We start from the raw sequence: 16,592 nt of genomic DNA on the forward strand, positions 1-16,592 counted from the left end.
TAAATTTGAATTTATTTATTTCAAAAAATAAATTTTTAATAAAATAAATTATGATATTATTTTAAAGCGTATTATTTTCTGAAATAAATAATAAGTTACTAACAATGTAAATTTAGACTTTAAATTTATCAATTGTTATAATAAGAATAAATTTGTAAAGGGTCAGGTGAATTTTTATGTACAGTGAAAGTTTAAAAAATAATTTAAATGAAGATATTAGTAAGCATTTTACACACTTAAAAACAATAGAAAAAGATTATAAAATTACTCATGAAGGTGTATCAAGAATGGTAATGCTTGATCGTTATGCACAAAAAGATAAAAATTTAATTTCTTTAAAACCGGGTGATTTGGTAATTAGTATTATCCGTGAAGATGCTATTTTTCCAACCAGGGGAATTGGTTATGTTGTTGAAGAATTAGAAAATCAAGTTTATGCTATCAAAATTGAAGATGAATACCTCGGCTCAATTGATCCTGAACTAATAAAAATTTCTTTTAATTTTCACAAAAAATCTTGATATTACTTTTAATTTAAAATTAAAAGTAATATTTTTATATCAGGGGTGATTTTTTGTGACTAATAATGAATTAATTGATGTTTTAAAAAACAAAAAAGATGAAGAATTTATAAAAATTATTAGACATTTTAAAAATAGAATTAAACAAATTGAGAAAAAAGAAAAATTAGATGCAATTGATAAAAAATTTAAAGAAAAATGAATTCAATGTCCAAATTGTAAATCTTATTGATGTGTAAAAAATGGTTTTAAGAATAATAAGCAAAAATATTTATGCAAAGATTGTAAAAGTAGCTTTGATGCTTTAAGAAATCATTTTTTACATTGAAGTCATTTATCTCATGAACAATGAGATTGAATAATTTGATTGTCATTGTTAGGTCAATCAGCTTATACTATTTCTCAATTTGCTAAAATTTCAAAAACATCAGCATGATTTAATCGTCAAAAATTTATGAAATCATCACAATTAGCAAAAAAACAAAAACCATTCACAAAATTAAAAGGTAGAATTGAAATTGATGAAACTTTTATCAAAGAAATTCATAAAGGAAATTTCAAAAATACAGATGATCCAAGAAAAAAATGAATTGAAGAAAATCCTGAGTTGTAAATATAAATGGGACAGTTTTTTAAAATAATTGTATTAAATCTGTTGGTCTTTTATAAGAGAGCGATTTTCTGGGTGTAGAATTAATTTGAAATTCTATAAAATTTAAATCTTTTTGTTTATATGAAGATAGATCTTTTAATTTTCAAAAAAACTCTTGATGAAATAAAAAAAATCATCAACCTGGCCTAAAATTTGATTTTATTTAATTTTGGGATTTATTTTTTTTACAAACTGAAATATAATGCTTCAGATTTTGCATAAGGTGATATTTTATAATGTTGGTATTTAAATTTTCATAAATTGAGGTAATTTTGAATATTGGTAAATCCAATGCCATGATAATGAGTAATAAATTCTTTTAAACTTGATTGTATTTTACTGATATTACTTAAATTTTTATAATTTAATTCTTTATTTTCTTTTGATTTAAATTTCTTGAGAGTACATTTTGTTTGTTTAGCTACTGTATCATATAGTATTTGCATATCACAAACTATAATTGATTTTTCTTCGATAAGATTAGATGTTAAATTTTCTTGTACTCATTTTTTTGTTAATCTTTTAGTATTTGTTGTTTGAGCATAAATATTTTTATTTTCATCAATTGCCATTTCAATACAACAGTTTAAATCTTTAGCATTTTCTTCAATTCATTTTTTTCTTGGATCATCTGGATTTTTGAAATTTCCTTTATGAATTTCTTTGATAAAAGTTTCATCAATTTCAATTCTACCTTTTAATTTTGTGAATGGTTTTTGTGTTTTTGCTAATTGTGATGATTTCATAAATTTTTGACGATTAAATCATGCTGATGTTTTTGAAATTTTAGCAAATTGAGAAATAGTATAAGCAGATTGACCTAACAATGACAATCAAATTATTCAATCTCATTGTTCATGAGATAAATGACTTCAATGTAAAAAATGATTTCTTAAAGCATCAAAGCTACTTTTACAATCTTTGCATAAATATTTTTGCTTATTATTCTTAAAACCATTTTTTACACATCAATAAGATTTACAATTTGGACATTGAATTCCTTTTTCTTTAAATTTTTTATCAATTGCATCTAATTTTTCTTTTTTCTCAATTTGTTTAATTCTATTTTTAAAATGTCTAATAATTTTTATAAATTCTTCATCTTTTTTGTTTTTTAAAACATCAATTAATTCATTATTAGTCACAAAAAATCACCCCTGATATAAAAATATTACTTTTAATTTAAAATTAAAAGTAATATCAAGATTTTTTGTGAAAATTAAAAGATAGATCTGTAGATTTTGGTAAATATCTTCTTAAAATACCATTATTATTTTCATTTAAACCCCTTTGGCAAGGTTTACCAGGATCTGCAAAATAAATTTTGACATTACAAATTTTTTCGATTAATCTTCATTTACTAAATTCTTTACCACGATCAAAAGTAATGGTTTTAACCGTTCCTTTTTGTAACTTTGAAATAAATTTTATTATACTTTTTGTAATATTTTCTGATTTATGATTTTTAGTTACTAAAGAAATTGTGGTTTTTGATCATATATCAGCAAAAGTAATAATAGAACTTTTATGATCTTTGCCAATGATAGTATCACCTTCTAAATGACCAAATTCTTGTATATTTTTAATATTAGGAATGATTAAATTTCTTTCATGAATAGACTTACAATTATTAATTTTGCCCCTAGTTTCTTTTTGTTTGTGAGATTTATTTTTGCCTTTTCTCAATAAGTTATTTTCATCAAAACCCATTCGATTTGTTTTAAACATGTTATATAAAGTTTTTGTTGAAATACTTTTTATTTTATTTTCCTTTAAAAAGTTAGCAATTATATCAAGAGCATACTTTTTAGTAATTAACAAATGATTAATACTATTAATTTCTGTTAAAGTTAAAATTATTAATTTTCTGCCTGCATTTTGTTTATTTTTTTGAAATTGATTCAATATTTCTAATGGCAATAAGTTTTTATTTAATAATCTACAAACTCTATGTACAGTTGATTTACTATAATCAACAATTTTTGCTATTTTACGAATCGAAAATCCATAATTTTTATATTCTTTTATTGCTATTATTGATTCAATACTCAGATACTTATACATTGCGCTAATTCCTTTTAATTTTCAAAAAAACTCTTGATGAAATAAAAAAAATCATCAACCTGGCCTAAAATTTGATTTTATTTAATTTTGGGATTTATTTTTTTACAAACTGAAATATAATGCTTCAGATTTTGCATAAGGTGATATTTTATAATGTTGGTATTTAAATTTTCATAAATTGAGGTAATTTTGAATATTGGTAAATCCAATGCCATGATAATGAGTAATAAATTCTTTTAAACTTGATTGTATTTTACTGATATTACTTAAATTTTTATAATTTAATTCTTTATTTTCTTTTGATTTAAATTTCTTGAGAGTACATTTTGTTTGTTTAGCTACTGTATCATATAGTATTTGCATATCACAAACTATAATTGATTTTTCTTCGATAAGCTTAGATGTTAAATTTTCTTGTACTCATTTTTTTGTTAATCTTTTAGTATTTGTTGTTTGAGCATAAATATTTTTATTTTCATCAATTGCCATTTCAATACAACAGTTTAAATCTTTAGCATTTTCTTCAATTCATTTTTTTCTTGGATCATCTGTATTTTTGAAATTTCCTTTATGAATTTCTTTGATAAAAGTTTCATCAATTTCAATTCTACCTTTTAATTTTGTGAATGGTTTTTGTTTTTTTGCTAATTGTGATGATTTCATAAATTTTTGACGATTAAATCATGCTGATGTTTTTGAAATTTTAGCAAATTGAGAAATAGTATAAGCAGATTGACCTAACAATGACAATCAAATTATTCAATCTCATTGTTCATGAGATAAATGACTTCGATGTAAAAAATGATTTCTTAAAGCATCAAAGCTACTTTTACAATCTTTGCATAAATATTAGGGATAAAAGCCTTAAAAAAAACTAAAATTACTTTTTTCAGGTAAAAAGAAACATCATTCTCTCAAATCCCAAATAATTATTGATATTTCCAATGGAAAAATTATTTCAAATGCTTTTTGTTTTGGAAGCATTCATGATTTTAAATTGCTTCTAAAATCTAAAACTTTTATTCATCCAGAAAAACATTTTAATTTTCACAAAAAATCTTGATATTACTTTTAATTTTAAATTAAAAGTAATATTTTTATATCAGGGGTGATTTTTTGTGACTAATAATGAATTAATTGATGTTTTAAAAAACAAAAAAGATGAAGAATTTATAAAAATTATTAGACATTTTAAAAATAGAATTAAACAAATTGAGAAAAAAGAAAAATTAGATGCAATTGATAAAAAATTTAAAGAAAAAGGAATTCAATGTCCAAATTGTAAATCTTATTTATGTGTAAAAAATGGTTTTAAGAATAATAAGCAAAAATATTTATGCAAAGATTGTAAAAGTAGCTTTGATGCTTTAAGAAATCATTTTTTACATTGAAGTCATTTATCTCATGAACAATGAGATTGAATAATTTGATTGTCATTGTTAGGTCAATCTGCTTATACTATTTCTCAATTTGCTAAAATTTCAAAAACATCAGCATGATTTAATCGTCAAAAATTTATGAAATCATCACAATTAGCAAAAACACAAAAACCATTCACAAAATTAAAAGGTAGAATTGAAATTGATGAAACTTTTATCAAAGAAATTCACAAAGGAAATTTCAAAAATCCAGATGATCCAAGAAAAAAATGAATTGAAGAAAATGCTAAAGATTTAAACTGTTGTATTGAAATGGCAATTGATGAAAATAAAAATATTTATGCTCAAACAACAAATACTAAAAGATTAACAAAAAAATGAGTACAAGAAAATTTAACATCTAAGCTTATCGAAGAAAAATCAATTATAGTTTGTGATATGCAAATACTATATGATACAGTAGCTAAACAAACAAAATGTACTCTCAAGAAATTTAAATCAAAAGAAAATAAAGAATTAAATTATAAAAATTTAAGTAATATCAGTAAAATACAATCAATTTTAAAAGAATTTATTACTCATTATCATGGCATTGGATTTACCAATATTCAAAATTACCTCAATTTATGAAAATTTAAATACCAACATTATAAAATATCACCTTATGCAAAATCTGAAGCATTATATTTCAGTTTGTAAAAAAAATAAATCCCAAAATTAAATAAAATCAAATTTTAGGCCAGGTTGATGATTTTTTTTATTTCATCAAGAGTTTTTTTGAAAATTAAAAGAAAAACAAGTTTTTGTTGATTCGGGTTATCAAGGTATACAAAATATTCATAAAAATAAATTTTTGCCATTTAAAAAAAGTAAATACAATCAATTAACACCAATTCAAAAAGAATACAATAAAACTTTAAGTAAAATTAGAATTAAAATTGAACACGTATTTGCTAAACTAAAACGTTTTAAAATTTTAAGTTTAAAATATCGCAATAAAATACGAAGATTTGCATTAAGATTTAATTTAATAGCAGGAATATATAATTTTGAATTACCTTAGTTTTGCACCAAGTCTAATGAGTAAGAGTTTGTTTATTAGATGAAGAATTAGAATTACCTAAATATAAAAGAACTTGTCAGGATATCAAAAATAATGTTGTTGAACATTTTGCTGACGGAAAAAGATATGTTGATATTTTACATACTATGAAGCAAACAAAATTTAGTACAACAAGTATTAGTAGATTATTTCAAGAATATCAAGTTAATAAATTAGATGTTCCTAAAATAAAATTAGAACCAAATCAATTTATTTATATTAGTATTGATTTTTAATTTTCACAAAAAATCTTGATATTACTTTTAATTTTAAATTAAAAGTAATATTTTTATATCAGGGGTGATTTTTTGTGACTAATAATGAATTAATTGATGTTTTAAAAAACAAAAAAGATGAAGAATTTATAAAAATTATTAGACATTTTAAAAATAGAATTAAACAAATTGAGAAAAAAGAAAAATTAGATGCAATTGATAAAAAATTTAAAGAAAAAGGAATTCAATGTCCAAATTGTAAATCTTATTGATGTGTAAAAAATGGTTTTAAGAACAATAAGCAAAAATATTTATGCAAAGATTGTAAAAGTAGCTTTGATGCTTTAAGAAATCATTTTTTACATTGAAGTCATTTATCTCATGAACAATGAGATTGAATAATTTGATTGTCATTGTTAGGTCAATCTGCTTATACTATTTCTCAATTTGCTAAAATTTCAAAAACATCAGCATGATTTAATCGTCAAAAATTTATGAAATCATCACAATTAGCAAAAACACAAAAACCATTCACAAAATTAAAAGGTAGAATTGAAATTGATGAAACTTTTATCAAAGAAATTCATAAAGGAAATTTCAAAAATCCAGATGATCCAAGAAAAAAATGAATTGAAGAAAATGCTAAAGATTTAAACTGTTGTATTGAAATGGCAATTGATGAAAATAAAAATATTTATGCTCAAACAACAAATACTAAAAGATTAACAAAAAAATGAGTACAATAAAATTTAACATCTAAGCTTATCGAAGAAAAATCAATTATAGTTTGTGATATGCAAATACTATATGATAAAGTAGCTAAACAAACAAAATGTACTCTCAAGAAATTTAAATCAAAAGAAAATAAAGAATTAAATTATAAAAATTTAAGTAATATCAGTAAAATACAATCAAGTTTAAAAGAATTTATTACTCATTATCATGGCATTGGATTTACCAATATTCAAAATTACCTCAATTTATGAAAATTTAAATACCAACATTATAAAATATCACCTTATGCAAAATCTGAAGCATTATATTTCAGTTTGTAAAAAAAATAAATACCAAAATTAAATAAAATCAAATTTTAGGCCAGGTTGATGATTTTTTTTATTTCATCAAGAGTTTTTTTGAAAATTAAAAGTATTGATGATGGACATCGAAAATTTTGAAAATTTAAACGCAATTCTGGTAAATATTCAATGCGTTTGGTATTATTTTGTACAGATAATGTTAATCATAAATTAGTTAATAAAAGAGCAGATATAATAATAAGACCAACAAAAACAGCAATTGGTGTTAAAAAAACTGCTGAATTTATCAAAGAACAAGGAAATAGATTTTTTGAAAATTTTGACCAAGCAAAAATTATTATTTGTGGAGATAGTGCAGGATGAATTAAAGAAGTTGCTGATTATTTAGGTGCAAATTTTGTTTTAGATAAATTCCATTTAGTTAAAAAATGATATGTTGGAATAATCGCTGGAAATAAACGAAAATATTGATATGAATATAAGATTTGTAGAAATTTTATTGAAAATGGTCAATATGATGAGTTAATAAAATATATGAATGAAATATTAAAAAACCATAAAAAATTAAAAAAACAATATTTATTTTAAAAATAATAAACAAGGTATTGAAAATCAAGGTGCAAAGTGGAATATAGGTTGTTTTACAGAAGGTAATATTTGACATATTTTAAAAGAAATGCTTGGTAATAGAACTTATAACATAAATATTTATATTAAAATGGTTATTTTTAAATGTAATAAAATAAATTTAAAAACATAACTTAATTAATTTTTTTATTAAAATTTTAAAAACTTATTAAATTTTAATTTAATAAGAATTTTTGTTGTGTATAAATATTAATTTTATTTTTCATTTTTTTAATATTTGTATTTTAATTGTAATTCATTTAATTTAGTAGTAAGATGTATTTAAAATTGCATATAATTACAATTATTTCTTGTTTATAATTTTAAAGAAATGTTTAAAAAGTAATTATATCATCCGTTTTTGTTACCGTCCCAAATTTTTTTAGTAAACTTTTTTGATTTACTTGTTGTAAGTTTTGTATTATTTACTACTGGTTTTAATTTATCAAAATTAACATTTTTAATATCATTATTTAGTTCTTGATTTTTACAAATTTTATATATTTTTCTTATTCTTTCATTTTTTAACATTGACTTTCTTGCTTTATAAATCTTAAATGCTATCTGATCCAATTACTCCACTAATTGCATAGGGCATAATTTTAATTAAATTTTCAATTCCTAAAAAAAATGAAGTAATACCGTTATAAAATGATTCAATATTATTACCAATATTATTAAAAAAAGTTTTTATATTATTACCAAAATCTTTAAAGGCGGTTTCAAAATTATGAACAAATGTTTGAAAACCTTCACTAATTTCATTACTCAGAGATTGAAACTCCTTACCTAGATCATTAAAAAAAAATCTACATCATTACTAACAATTTGAAAACCTTCAGTAATTTCATTACCCAGAGATTAAAACTCCTTACCTAGATCATTAAAGACATTACTTGCATTATTGCTAAAAGATTGAAAATTAGTATTTAAATCTTTTGTAAATACTTCAAATTCTGAACTTATATTATCACCAAAATTATTAAAGAAAGTTTCAGTATCATTTCCAAAAGACTGAAACTGTGAACCTAAATCATTAAACAAGTCTTCGATAGGATCAAAATGCATAAGTAATCCTCCTTTAAACTATATCTGATTTTATTATTTGTTTCATTAATGTATATGATATTACATAGAAATAAGAGGTTTTTGGTTTTCTTGTTTATCAGCAACAGGTTTTGAAGATGGACTTATAGACATTAAATTAGCAGCATTTATTACATCTTGAGAAACAGGATTACCGTTATTTAAAGTAGCAAAAGTCATAGGAACAGTAGATAATGTGTTTGCTAATTCTTTTGTAAGAATATCATCGACTGAATTATTTTGAATACTCAATTCTTTTAATTGTTGTTCTTGCTTTTGAAATTTTGCATCTAATTTCATGTTTCGTAATAAAAGTTCTCTCTTTTTTATTGCTTCTTCTTTTAATAGACTTGGTGCAAAACTAAGGTAATTCAAAATTATATATTCCTGTTATTAAATTAAATCTTAATGCAAATCTTCGTATTTTATTGCGATATTTTAAACTTAAAATTTTAAAACGTTTTAGTTTAGCAAATACGTGTTCAATTTTAATTCTAATTTTACTTAAAGTTTTATTGTATTCTTTTTGAATTGGTGTTAATTGATTGTATTTACTTTTTTTAAATGGCAAAAATGTATTTTTATGAATATTTTGTATACCTTGATAACCTGAATCAACAAAAACTTGTTTTTCTGGATGAATAAAAGTTTTAGATTTTAGAAGCAATTTAAAATCATGAATGCTTCCAAAACAAAAAGCATTTGAAATAATTTTTCCATTGGAAATATCAATAATTATTTGGGATTTGAGAGAATGATGTTTCTTTTTACCTGAAAAAAGTAATTTTAGTTTTTTTTAAGGCTTTTATCCCTTTATGTACTATTTTTAAATTTTATCACATAAATGGAGATAAAAGCCTACCTAGGAAATTATCCCCGCATGTATTTAAATCAAACACAAAATTACAGTTTCAAAACTAGGTATGTTATTGAATTTATATGCTGATTCTTTTGCATATAAATGAATATTGTGCTTTGAAACTCTTATGTGTGTTCGGAAAGTTCGTCGTATGTGCTTTCATGCTGATTCAATCTGGTTTGTGTTTACACCTGTTGGTGACACATACCCAACTTCATGATTTACGATTTCATGTTTGGGATAGAAGTTTTTGAAACTTACATATCCCTTCCAAGAATCCGTAAATAGACAGCACTCAGTAAAAATGTGTTTCAATGCAAATCTTAAAAGGTTTTTTTCATCTGCATTTTTCAGCACCTTCACAATTAGTTTGTTGTTGGTTTTCTCATAAACTCCAACAATCAAAGTTTTATTCAACAAGGATCTTCCTTGTTTTTTAAAACCTAAATGTGAAAGATACATTTCATCCATCTGTGCTGTGCCATCAACAATGAAAACTGCATCTTGATTTCCAATTCTAGTCCTGATTTCATGACACATTCTTCAATCTGTTTTATAGGTCACACCCAATTCCCTTGCAACATCGGTTGCTGGTATGCCATGCTTTGTGTTTATTCATCTAAAGATGAGATAAAACCAAGATGTCATTTGGGTCTGTGACTTATAAAAAATGGTTCCATAAAGAATACTAAATGTTTGGTTACAGTTCAAACATCGTATTCTTCTCAAATCAGAAGTATTCAAACTAGAAGAAGCACACCTGATGCATTTCATTATTTTCAACTTCGCTATATATTTCAAACAATCGTTTTCAGTTTGAAATATGCTATTGAATTCATTTCAATTCATTTTTTCCTCCACACTAGTACATGTGGGGATAATTTCCTTTTTTAATTCTTTCAATTGGAGTTTCAGTGGCATCAATAGCTAACAAATTATTATTAGTACCTTTATTTTTTGTTAAATCTTTTTTTCAAGGTAAATTAAAAATTCCGCTTTTTATTAAAATATTTTCAATTCAAAAAATATTACGAATGCAACTAGTATGACTAATATTATATCTTTTTGCAATAACTCTATAACTACTATAGTCTTTTCAATATTCTAAAGTCATTAATAAACGCTCTTCAATTACAATTTTATTTTTTCTACCACCATAATATTTTTGTTTAGACTCAGCAATTTTTAAAATTTCAAGCATTTTATAAAATGTTTGTGGCTTTATGCCGACTAAACTATAAAATTCTTGATCATCTTTATATTTTTTCAACATAATAACTATCACCTTTAATATTAATAATAATCGTTAAATTTTTAAAATTAAAGGTTTTGCACCAAGTCTAGTGTGTAAAGAAGGAGTCCTTGTCTTTAGCGCTGGTTGTTATACTTGCAATAATTGTGGTATTCAATCTAAATGCGGATTATAAAAATAAAAAACTACTTAAAATTAATTAAGTAGTTTTTTATTTGGTAATGTTTAGTAATCTGTGTAACTTACAAAAATAAATATGTTTAATTAATTCTAGTAAATATAATTAAATGACTAGAAAGAGTGAGTTACAAATGGTTAAAAAACAAAACATTAATAATAATGATCCAATATCACAAGCAGTAGATTTATTACTAGAAAATACTGAAGATTTAACAACAGTTTTTAAAGAAGGAGGTTTATATAAAGAATTAACAAAAAGATTAGTGGAAAAAATGTTGAATTCTGAAATGCAAAATTATTTAGGATATGAAAAAAATCAACATAGTAATAGCGAAAATGCTCGTAATGGCATAACTTCAAAAAAATTAATAACTCAAGAAGGTAAAATTGAAATTGATGTACCACGAGATCGTAATAGTAATTTTACTCCTGTAATAGTGCCAAAAAGACAAAGAAGATTTGATGGTTTTGATCAACAAGTTCTTTCACTATATGCAAAAGGTATGACAGTATCTGACATTAGAATGCAGTTGCAAGAGTTATATCATGGTGCAGATATTAGTTTTAATTTTCACAAAAAATCTTGATATTACTTTTAATTTAAAATTAAAAGTAATATTTTTATATCAGGGGTGATTTTTTGTGACTAATAATGAATTAATTGATGTTTTAAAAAACAAAAAAGATGAAGAATTTATAAAAATTATTAGACATTTTAAAAATAGAATTAAACAAATTGAGAAAAAAGAAAAATTAGATGCAATTGATAAAAAATTTAAAGAAAAAGGAATTCAATGTCCAAATTGTAAATCTTATTGATGTGTAAAAAATGGTTTTAAGAATAATAAGCAAAAATATTTATGCAAAGATTGTAAAAGTAGCTTTGATGCTTTAAGAAATCATTTTTTACATTGAAGTCATTTATCTCATGAACAATGAGATTGAATAATTTGATTGTCATTGTTAGGTCAATCTGCTTATACTATTTCTCAATTTGCTAAAATTTCAAAAACATCAGCATGATTTAATCGTCAAAAATTTATGAAATCATCACAATTAGCAAAAACACAAAAACCATTCACAAAATTAAAAGGTAGAATTGAAATTGATGAAACTTTTATCAAAGAAATTCATAAAGGAAATTTCAAAAATCCAGATGATCCAAGAAAAAAAATGAATTGAAGAAAAGGCTAAAGATTTAAACTGTTGTATTGAAATGGCAATTGATGAAAATAAAAATATTTATGCTCAAACAACAAATACTAAAAGATTAACAAAAAAATGAGTACAAGAAAATTTAACATCTAAGCTTATCGAAGAAAAATCAATTATAGTTTGTGATATGCAAATACTATATGATACAGTAGCTAAACAAACAAAATGTACTCTCAAGAAATTTAAATAAAAAAAAATAAAGAATTAAATTATAAAAATTTAAGTAATATCAGTAAAATACAATCAAGTTTAAAAGAATTTATTACTCATTATCACGGCATTGGATTTACCAATATTCGAAATTACCTCAATTTATGAAAATTTAAATACCAACATTATGAAATATCACCTTATGCAAAATCTGAAGCATTATATTTCAGTTTGTAAAAAAAATAAATCCCAAAATTAAATAAAATCAAATTTTAGGCCAGGTTGATGATTTTTTTTATTTCATCAAGAGTTTTTTTGAAAATTAAAAGAAAATCGCTCTCTTATAAAAGACCAATAGATTTAATACAATTATTTTAAAAAACTGTCCCATTTATATTTACAACTCAGGTTTTCTGCTTTTTCAATTTCATCAAGTTTTTTATATTCATCAAGAAACATATATTCAAAAAATATTTCTTTACTGTGTAACTTCATATATTCTGAATTTCTTAATTCTTCTTTTTCGAGTTTTTGTTCAAAAAGAAAAAATCACTCTTCTACTATTTTTGAATTAACTAAATTTTCAATTGCTTCTGCTATATTTCTACTCATTTTTCCTATTCCCTTTCAATATTTTATAAAAAACCCATTTACTTTAAAACAAAGTAAATGAGCAAAAAACCAATCTTTTAATTTAAAATTAACACATTTTATTTTTTTTACAATAAAATTATTCTTAAAAATTGCATTAAATTTAATAAATAATTAAATTTATATAATCATTCTTTAAAATCAATTTTTATTTTTGTAATAAAACCTTATTTACTCATTACTACTAATATGGTAATATGAAGGTAATAACTTACTATTAAGTTAAGTTATTAATTTTTAAAAGAAAACTATATTCTCTTTTAAAAATTACCTTCATATTTAAATTTTTAATGAGAAAAGGAATTTATCAAATGAAAACATTTTTAATAAATATCACTCTGACAGCAATAACTTTAACTGCTGGAAATGAAATGATAGCAAAACATTTAACGAACCAATAAGTGTGAAATCAGAATTATATGTCCTTGGTGACAGTTTATCAGATAATGGTAATTTAGCTAATATTTTTACTTATGATACTTGAAATATAGATAAAGTTAAATTTCAAGAACCTTTTTATCATAATTCATTTACTAATGGCGATGTTGCTGCTAGTATTTTAGAGAAAAAACTAGGAACAGAACTATTACCGGCTTGATATCAAAAAGGTAATAACTATGCTGTGGGTGGAGCGCAAGAAGGACAAAATCATAGTTGAGAATATCAATTATTCTTAAATCATTATTCTATTGACCACCAAGCTAATCAATTATTAAAAGATCATAAAATACAAAATAATGATGATATTTTTATTGAAATAGGTGGTAATGATCTGCTTTCTGCTATGGATGAAAATTCAACAGCAAAACAAAAGTCAATTATTAATAATGCAATAACAACTGAATTTGAAACTGTTGATACATTAATTAATGCTGGTGCTCAAAATTTAATAATTGCCAATGTACCTAACATTAGTAATATCCCAAAATATGTTAATGAAAAACAATCTGTTAAAGAAGTAGCAAACCACTTATCAAATGAATATAATAACAAATGAAATGATAAAATTACTGAATTAATGAAAAATAATTCTGATATTAATATCAGACCGTTTGACTTAGAAACTAATTTTAGTGATTTATTATCTGAAGCACAAGAAATAGGAAAAAATATTACTAATGAATCAATAAAATGATCAATTCCCGGTTTAGCTTTAAATTTAAATCCAAGATATATTGATGGAACAACTCCAGAAACTATTAATAATATTTTTTTCTTTGATTATGTTCACCCAAATAAATGAGCACATGATCAAATTGGTCTTGAACTATTCACTGAACTTACTTCATAAAAAATGTAACACAAACAATTAATTAACAATATTTTTATTATTAATTTATTTTAATATATATATAGTATTAAAGTAGTATAATACATATAAAGCCAAGAAAGAAGGTGTATTTAATGATTAAAAAGATTAACGATGATCTAAATGATTATATTAGTGAACATCTAAAATATCAAATGCTTAGTTTTAAATTAAGTAATGATGCAAATCAAAAAGGATATCCTGGGTTTGCACGCTTCTTCCAAATAGAAGCAGCTGATGCTGTTGTTCATATTCGTAAAATTTGTAACTATTTAATGGATCAAGATGCTCAAGTTGAAATTAAAGACATTAAAGTTCCAACTTTTACTACAAAAAACATTGAAGAAGCATTAAAAAAATTAAAATCCACTAAAGAAGAATTACTTGATTTTACTAATAAACTTGTTAAAAGTGCTCGTGAAAATAATGATAATTTAACTGCGAAATTTTATGACTGATTCTTAATTGATTTCTATGAAGAAATTGCTTATGAAAAAGACTTATTGGATTGAATTGCAATGTCTAATAGTAACCTTTATAAAATTGACAAACGTTTACTAAAAACTGAAGAGCCAGATACTTTAAAAGTTATTGTTCCATTTTATGAGCCCGAATAAATTTCATATTTAACTCTTAATTTTCACCAAAAATGTATAAAAAAATTATACATTTTTTATTTTTTTTATAAAAATTTTGTTGTATTTTTTTGTTTTTCTTCTACTTGATAGTTTAAACTGTATTCTCTTTTTTCGCCTTCAATATTTATTTCATCTTTACTTTTATTACTTCATTCAATAACTTTTAACTTATTTTCTCCTAAATCGGTTTTAATATTAATTATTACTCATATATACTCATTATAAATCTCTTTAAGTTTTTGAAAATGCTTTTGAAATAAAAATTTATTTTTTTCACTATAATTGCCCTCAAATGTAATCATTATTGAAATGTTTTCTATTATTTTTATTTGTTTTGCATACTCTTCTGATGTTTTTTGTAATCTTCTTTGTTTATTATATTCGGTTTCATTTATTTCATTTCAATTATTGTAACCATGTTGATAACCAATATCAAAAGAAGAAAATAATTCTGGTGGAAATGCCATTTTTCTAAAAGTTTTTAATGAAAAATATAAATTATTTTTCATTGAATAAAAATCTACTCCTATATATTTACTATTAGCATCATATAATATTTCTTTTTCTTCTTCTTTAAAATTATTTTCAATTATATCATTAACAATTTTTTGAATTTTTACCAATTCTCCTACATCATATGTTGGATTATTTTTTTGATCTAATTCTTCTCTTAATTCATTTATTACCTCACTAATAATTTTAGAATGATTTGTGACAACAATTACATCATAAAAATCTTTAATTTTCAAAAAAACTCTTGATGAAATAAAAAAAATCATCAACCCGGCCTAAAATTTGATTTTATTTAATTTTGGGATTTATTTTTTTTACAAACTGAAATATAATGCTTCAGATTTTGCATAAGGTGATATTTTATAATGTTGGTATTTAAATTTTCATAAATTGAGGTAATTTTGAATATTGGTAAATCCAATGCCATGATAATGAGTAATAAATTCTTTTAAACTTGATTGTATTTTACTGATATTACTTAAATTTTTATAATTTAATTCTTTATTTTCTTTTGATTTAAATTTCTTGAGATTACATTTTGTTTGTTTAGCTACTGTATCATATAGTATTTGCATATCACAAACTATAATTGATTTTTCTTCGATAAGCTTAGATGTTAAATTTTCTTGTACTCATTTTTTTGTTAATCTTTTAGTATTTGTTGTTTGAGCATAAATATTTTTATTTTCATCAATTGCCATTTCAATACAACAGTTTAAATCTTTAGCATTTTCTTCAATTCATTTTTTTCTTGGATCATCTGGATTTTTGAAATTTCCTTTATGAATTTCTTTGATAAAAGTTTCATCAATTTCAATTCTACCTTTTAATTTTGTGAATGGTTTTTGTGTTTTTGCTAATTGTGATGATTTCATAAATTTTTGACGATTAAATCATGCTGATGTTTTTGAAATTTTAGCAAATTGAGAAATAGTATAAGCAGATTGACCTAACAATGACAATCAAATTATTCAATCTCATTGTTCATGAGATAAATGACTTCAATGTAAAAAATGATTTCTTAAAGCATCAAAGCTACTTTTACAATCTTTGCATAAATATTTTTGCTTATTGTTCTTAAAACCATTTTTTACACATCAATAAGATTTACAATTTGGACATTGAATTCCTTTTTCTTTAAA

25 protein-coding genes and 2 pseudogenes are annotated in these 16,592 nt (G+C 22.8%); 14 read left to right on the forward strand and 13 right to left on the reverse strand.

What is annotated here, in order from left to right; genetic code table 4:
• Positions 1-176: 176 nt before the first annotated feature.
• Positions 177-533 carry a hypothetical protein gene (locus AAHM78_RS16045; RefSeq protein WP_342253865.1) on the forward strand — a complete coding sequence of 119 codons (357 nt, stop codon included), beginning with the start codon at positions 177-179 and terminating at the stop codon, positions 531-533.
• 43 nt (positions 534-576) lie between these two features.
• Complete coding sequence (locus AAHM78_RS16050) at positions 577-1,134, forward strand: IS1/IS1595 family N-terminal zinc-binding domain-containing protein (protein ID WP_342253866.1); 558 nt, start codon at positions 577-579, stop codon at positions 1,132-1,134.
• Positions 1,135-1,153: 19 nt separating this feature from the next.
• Here the strand turns inward: AAHM78_RS16050 and AAHM78_RS17345 are convergent.
• The 4 genes and pseudogenes from AAHM78_RS17345 to AAHM78_RS16065 all read right to left on the reverse strand — a co-directional run.
• Positions 1,154-1,276 (reverse strand): annotated as a pseudogene (locus tag AAHM78_RS17345) (IS30 family transposase); the annotation flags it as partial.
• 82 nt (positions 1,277-1,358) lie between these two features.
• Positions 1,359-2,318: an IS1595 family transposase gene (locus tag AAHM78_RS16055; RefSeq protein ID WP_342252992.1), complete on the reverse strand. Its 960-nt coding sequence runs from the start codon at positions 2,316-2,318 to the stop codon at positions 1,359-1,361.
• A gap of 43 nt (positions 2,319-2,361) precedes the next feature.
• The gene (locus AAHM78_RS16060; RefSeq protein WP_342253867.1) at positions 2,362-3,237 is read right to left on the reverse strand and encodes an IS30 family transposase; all 876 of its coding nucleotides are present in this window, start codon (positions 3,235-3,237) and stop codon (positions 2,362-2,364) included.
• A gap of 102 nt (positions 3,238-3,339) precedes the next feature.
• Positions 3,340-3,981: a transposase gene (locus tag AAHM78_RS16065; protein WP_342253868.1), complete on the reverse strand. Its 642-nt coding sequence runs from the start codon at positions 3,979-3,981 to the stop codon at positions 3,340-3,342.
• Positions 3,982-4,174: 193 nt separating this feature from the next.
• On the opposite strand from AAHM78_RS16065, the gene AAHM78_RS17350 reads away from it, so the two are divergent.
• The 7 genes from AAHM78_RS17350 (at position 4,175) to AAHM78_RS16095 (ending at position 7,558) form a co-directional block, all read left to right on the forward strand.
• Positions 4,175-4,312 (forward strand): hypothetical protein, encoded by a 138-nt coding sequence (locus tag AAHM78_RS17350; RefSeq protein WP_425289819.1) that lies wholly within the window; start codon positions 4,175-4,177, stop codon positions 4,310-4,312.
• A 43-nt stretch (positions 4,313-4,355) separates the two neighbouring features.
• The gene (locus AAHM78_RS16070) at positions 4,356-5,315 is read left to right on the forward strand and encodes an IS1595 family transposase (protein WP_342253869.1); all 960 of its coding nucleotides are present in this window, start codon (positions 4,356-4,358) and stop codon (positions 5,313-5,315) included.
• 85 nt (positions 5,316-5,400) lie between these two features.
• Positions 5,401-5,679 (forward strand): transposase family protein, encoded by a 279-nt coding sequence (locus AAHM78_RS16075; RefSeq protein ID WP_425289820.1) that lies wholly within the window; start codon positions 5,401-5,403, stop codon positions 5,677-5,679.
• A 146-nt stretch (positions 5,680-5,825) separates the two neighbouring features.
• Positions 5,826-5,954 (forward strand): hypothetical protein, encoded by a 129-nt coding sequence (locus tag AAHM78_RS16080; RefSeq protein WP_342253870.1) that lies wholly within the window; start codon positions 5,826-5,828, stop codon positions 5,952-5,954.
• A 74-nt stretch (positions 5,955-6,028) separates the two neighbouring features.
• Entirely contained in the window at positions 6,029-6,679 is a 651-nt protein-coding gene (locus AAHM78_RS16085; RefSeq protein WP_342253871.1) for an IS1/IS1595 family N-terminal zinc-binding domain-containing protein, read from the forward strand.
• Positions 6,680-6,727: 48 nt separating this feature from the next.
• Positions 6,728-6,988 (forward strand): hypothetical protein, encoded by a 261-nt coding sequence (locus AAHM78_RS16090; RefSeq protein WP_342253872.1) that lies wholly within the window; start codon positions 6,728-6,730, stop codon positions 6,986-6,988.
• 78 nt (positions 6,989-7,066) lie between these two features.
• On the forward strand, positions 7,067-7,558 hold the full coding sequence (locus AAHM78_RS16095; RefSeq protein WP_342253873.1) for a UPF0236 family transposase-like protein: 492 nt from the start codon (positions 7,067-7,069) through the stop codon (positions 7,556-7,558).
• A 354-nt stretch (positions 7,559-7,912) separates the two neighbouring features.
• On the opposite strand, the gene AAHM78_RS16100 is transcribed toward AAHM78_RS16095, so the two are convergent.
• The 6 genes from AAHM78_RS16100 to AAHM78_RS16125 form a co-directional block, all read right to left on the reverse strand.
• Positions 7,913-8,128, reverse strand: a complete 216-nt coding sequence (locus AAHM78_RS16100; protein ID WP_342253019.1) for a hypothetical protein — start codon at positions 8,126-8,128, stop codon at positions 7,913-7,915.
• 330 nt (positions 8,129-8,458) lie between these two features.
• On the reverse strand, positions 8,459-8,665 hold the full coding sequence (locus AAHM78_RS16105) for a hypothetical protein (RefSeq protein ID WP_342253874.1): 207 nt from the start codon (positions 8,663-8,665) through the stop codon (positions 8,459-8,461).
• A 60-nt stretch (positions 8,666-8,725) separates the two neighbouring features.
• A complete protein-coding gene (locus AAHM78_RS16110) occupies positions 8,726-9,058 on the reverse strand; it encodes a hypothetical protein (protein WP_342253021.1) in 333 nt (110 codons plus the stop codon).
• Complete coding sequence (locus AAHM78_RS16115) at positions 9,045-9,419, reverse strand: transposase family protein (RefSeq protein WP_342255226.1); 375 nt, start codon at positions 9,417-9,419, stop codon at positions 9,045-9,047. Before AAHM78_RS16115 ends, AAHM78_RS16110 begins: the two co-directional genes overlap by 14 nt.
• A gap of 150 nt (positions 9,420-9,569) precedes the next feature.
• Positions 9,570-10,286, reverse strand: coding sequence for an IS1595 family transposase (locus AAHM78_RS16120; RefSeq protein WP_342253875.1), 717 nt, complete (start codon positions 10,284-10,286; stop codon positions 9,570-9,572).
• A gap of 118 nt (positions 10,287-10,404) precedes the next feature.
• A complete protein-coding gene (locus AAHM78_RS16125; protein ID WP_342253623.1) occupies positions 10,405-10,815 on the reverse strand; it encodes a transposase family protein in 411 nt (136 codons plus the stop codon).
• A gap of 290 nt (positions 10,816-11,105) precedes the next feature.
• Between AAHM78_RS16125 and AAHM78_RS16130 the strand changes: the two are divergent.
• The 3 genes and pseudogenes from AAHM78_RS16130 to AAHM78_RS16140 form a co-directional block, all read left to right on the forward strand.
• Positions 11,106-11,537: pseudogene (locus AAHM78_RS16130) on the forward strand (transposase); the annotation flags it as partial.
• Positions 11,538-11,616: 79 nt separating this feature from the next.
• Entirely contained in the window at positions 11,617-12,168 is a 552-nt protein-coding gene (locus AAHM78_RS16135; RefSeq protein WP_342253877.1) for an IS1/IS1595 family N-terminal zinc-binding domain-containing protein, read from the forward strand.
• Positions 12,131-12,379 carry a hypothetical protein gene (locus AAHM78_RS16140; RefSeq protein ID WP_342253878.1) on the forward strand — a complete coding sequence of 83 codons (249 nt, stop codon included), beginning with the start codon at positions 12,131-12,133 and terminating at the stop codon, positions 12,377-12,379. Before AAHM78_RS16135 ends, AAHM78_RS16140 begins: the two co-directional genes overlap by 38 nt.
• A gap of 329 nt (positions 12,380-12,708) precedes the next feature.
• Here AAHM78_RS16140 and AAHM78_RS16145 read toward each other — a convergent pair whose 3' ends face one another.
• The gene (locus AAHM78_RS16145) at positions 12,709-12,951 is read right to left on the reverse strand and encodes a hypothetical protein (protein ID WP_342253879.1); all 243 of its coding nucleotides are present in this window, start codon (positions 12,949-12,951) and stop codon (positions 12,709-12,711) included.
• A gap of 442 nt (positions 12,952-13,393) precedes the next feature.
• Here AAHM78_RS16145 and AAHM78_RS16150 point away from each other — a divergent pair, with 442 nt between their 5' ends.
• Both AAHM78_RS16150 and AAHM78_RS16155 read left to right on the forward strand, forming a co-directional pair.
• The gene (locus AAHM78_RS16150) at positions 13,394-14,281 is read left to right on the forward strand and encodes an SGNH/GDSL hydrolase family protein (protein WP_342253880.1); all 888 of its coding nucleotides are present in this window, start codon (positions 13,394-13,396) and stop codon (positions 14,279-14,281) included.
• A 113-nt stretch (positions 14,282-14,394) separates the two neighbouring features.
• The gene (locus AAHM78_RS16155; RefSeq protein ID WP_342253881.1) at positions 14,395-14,916 is read left to right on the forward strand and encodes a ferritin-like domain-containing protein; all 522 of its coding nucleotides are present in this window, start codon (positions 14,395-14,397) and stop codon (positions 14,914-14,916) included.
• Between the two features lie 65 nt (positions 14,917-14,981).
• Here AAHM78_RS16155 and AAHM78_RS16160 read toward each other — a convergent pair whose 3' ends face one another.
• Both AAHM78_RS16160 and AAHM78_RS16165 read right to left on the reverse strand, forming a co-directional pair.
• Positions 14,982-15,686, reverse strand: coding sequence for a hypothetical protein (locus tag AAHM78_RS16160; RefSeq protein ID WP_342253882.1), 705 nt, complete (start codon positions 15,684-15,686; stop codon positions 14,982-14,984).
• Between the two features lie 78 nt (positions 15,687-15,764).
• Positions 15,765-16,406 carry a transposase gene (locus AAHM78_RS16165; protein WP_342253883.1) on the reverse strand — a complete coding sequence of 214 codons (642 nt, stop codon included), beginning with the start codon at positions 16,404-16,406 and terminating at the stop codon, positions 15,765-15,767.
• Between the last annotated feature and the right edge of the window lie 186 nt (positions 16,407-16,592).

The sequence above is a fragment of the Spiroplasma endosymbiont of Zeiraphera isertana genome (assembly GCF_964030805.1).
Classification (GTDB): domain Bacteria; phylum Bacillota_I; class Bacilli_A; order Mycoplasmatales; family VBWQ01; genus Spiroplasma_E.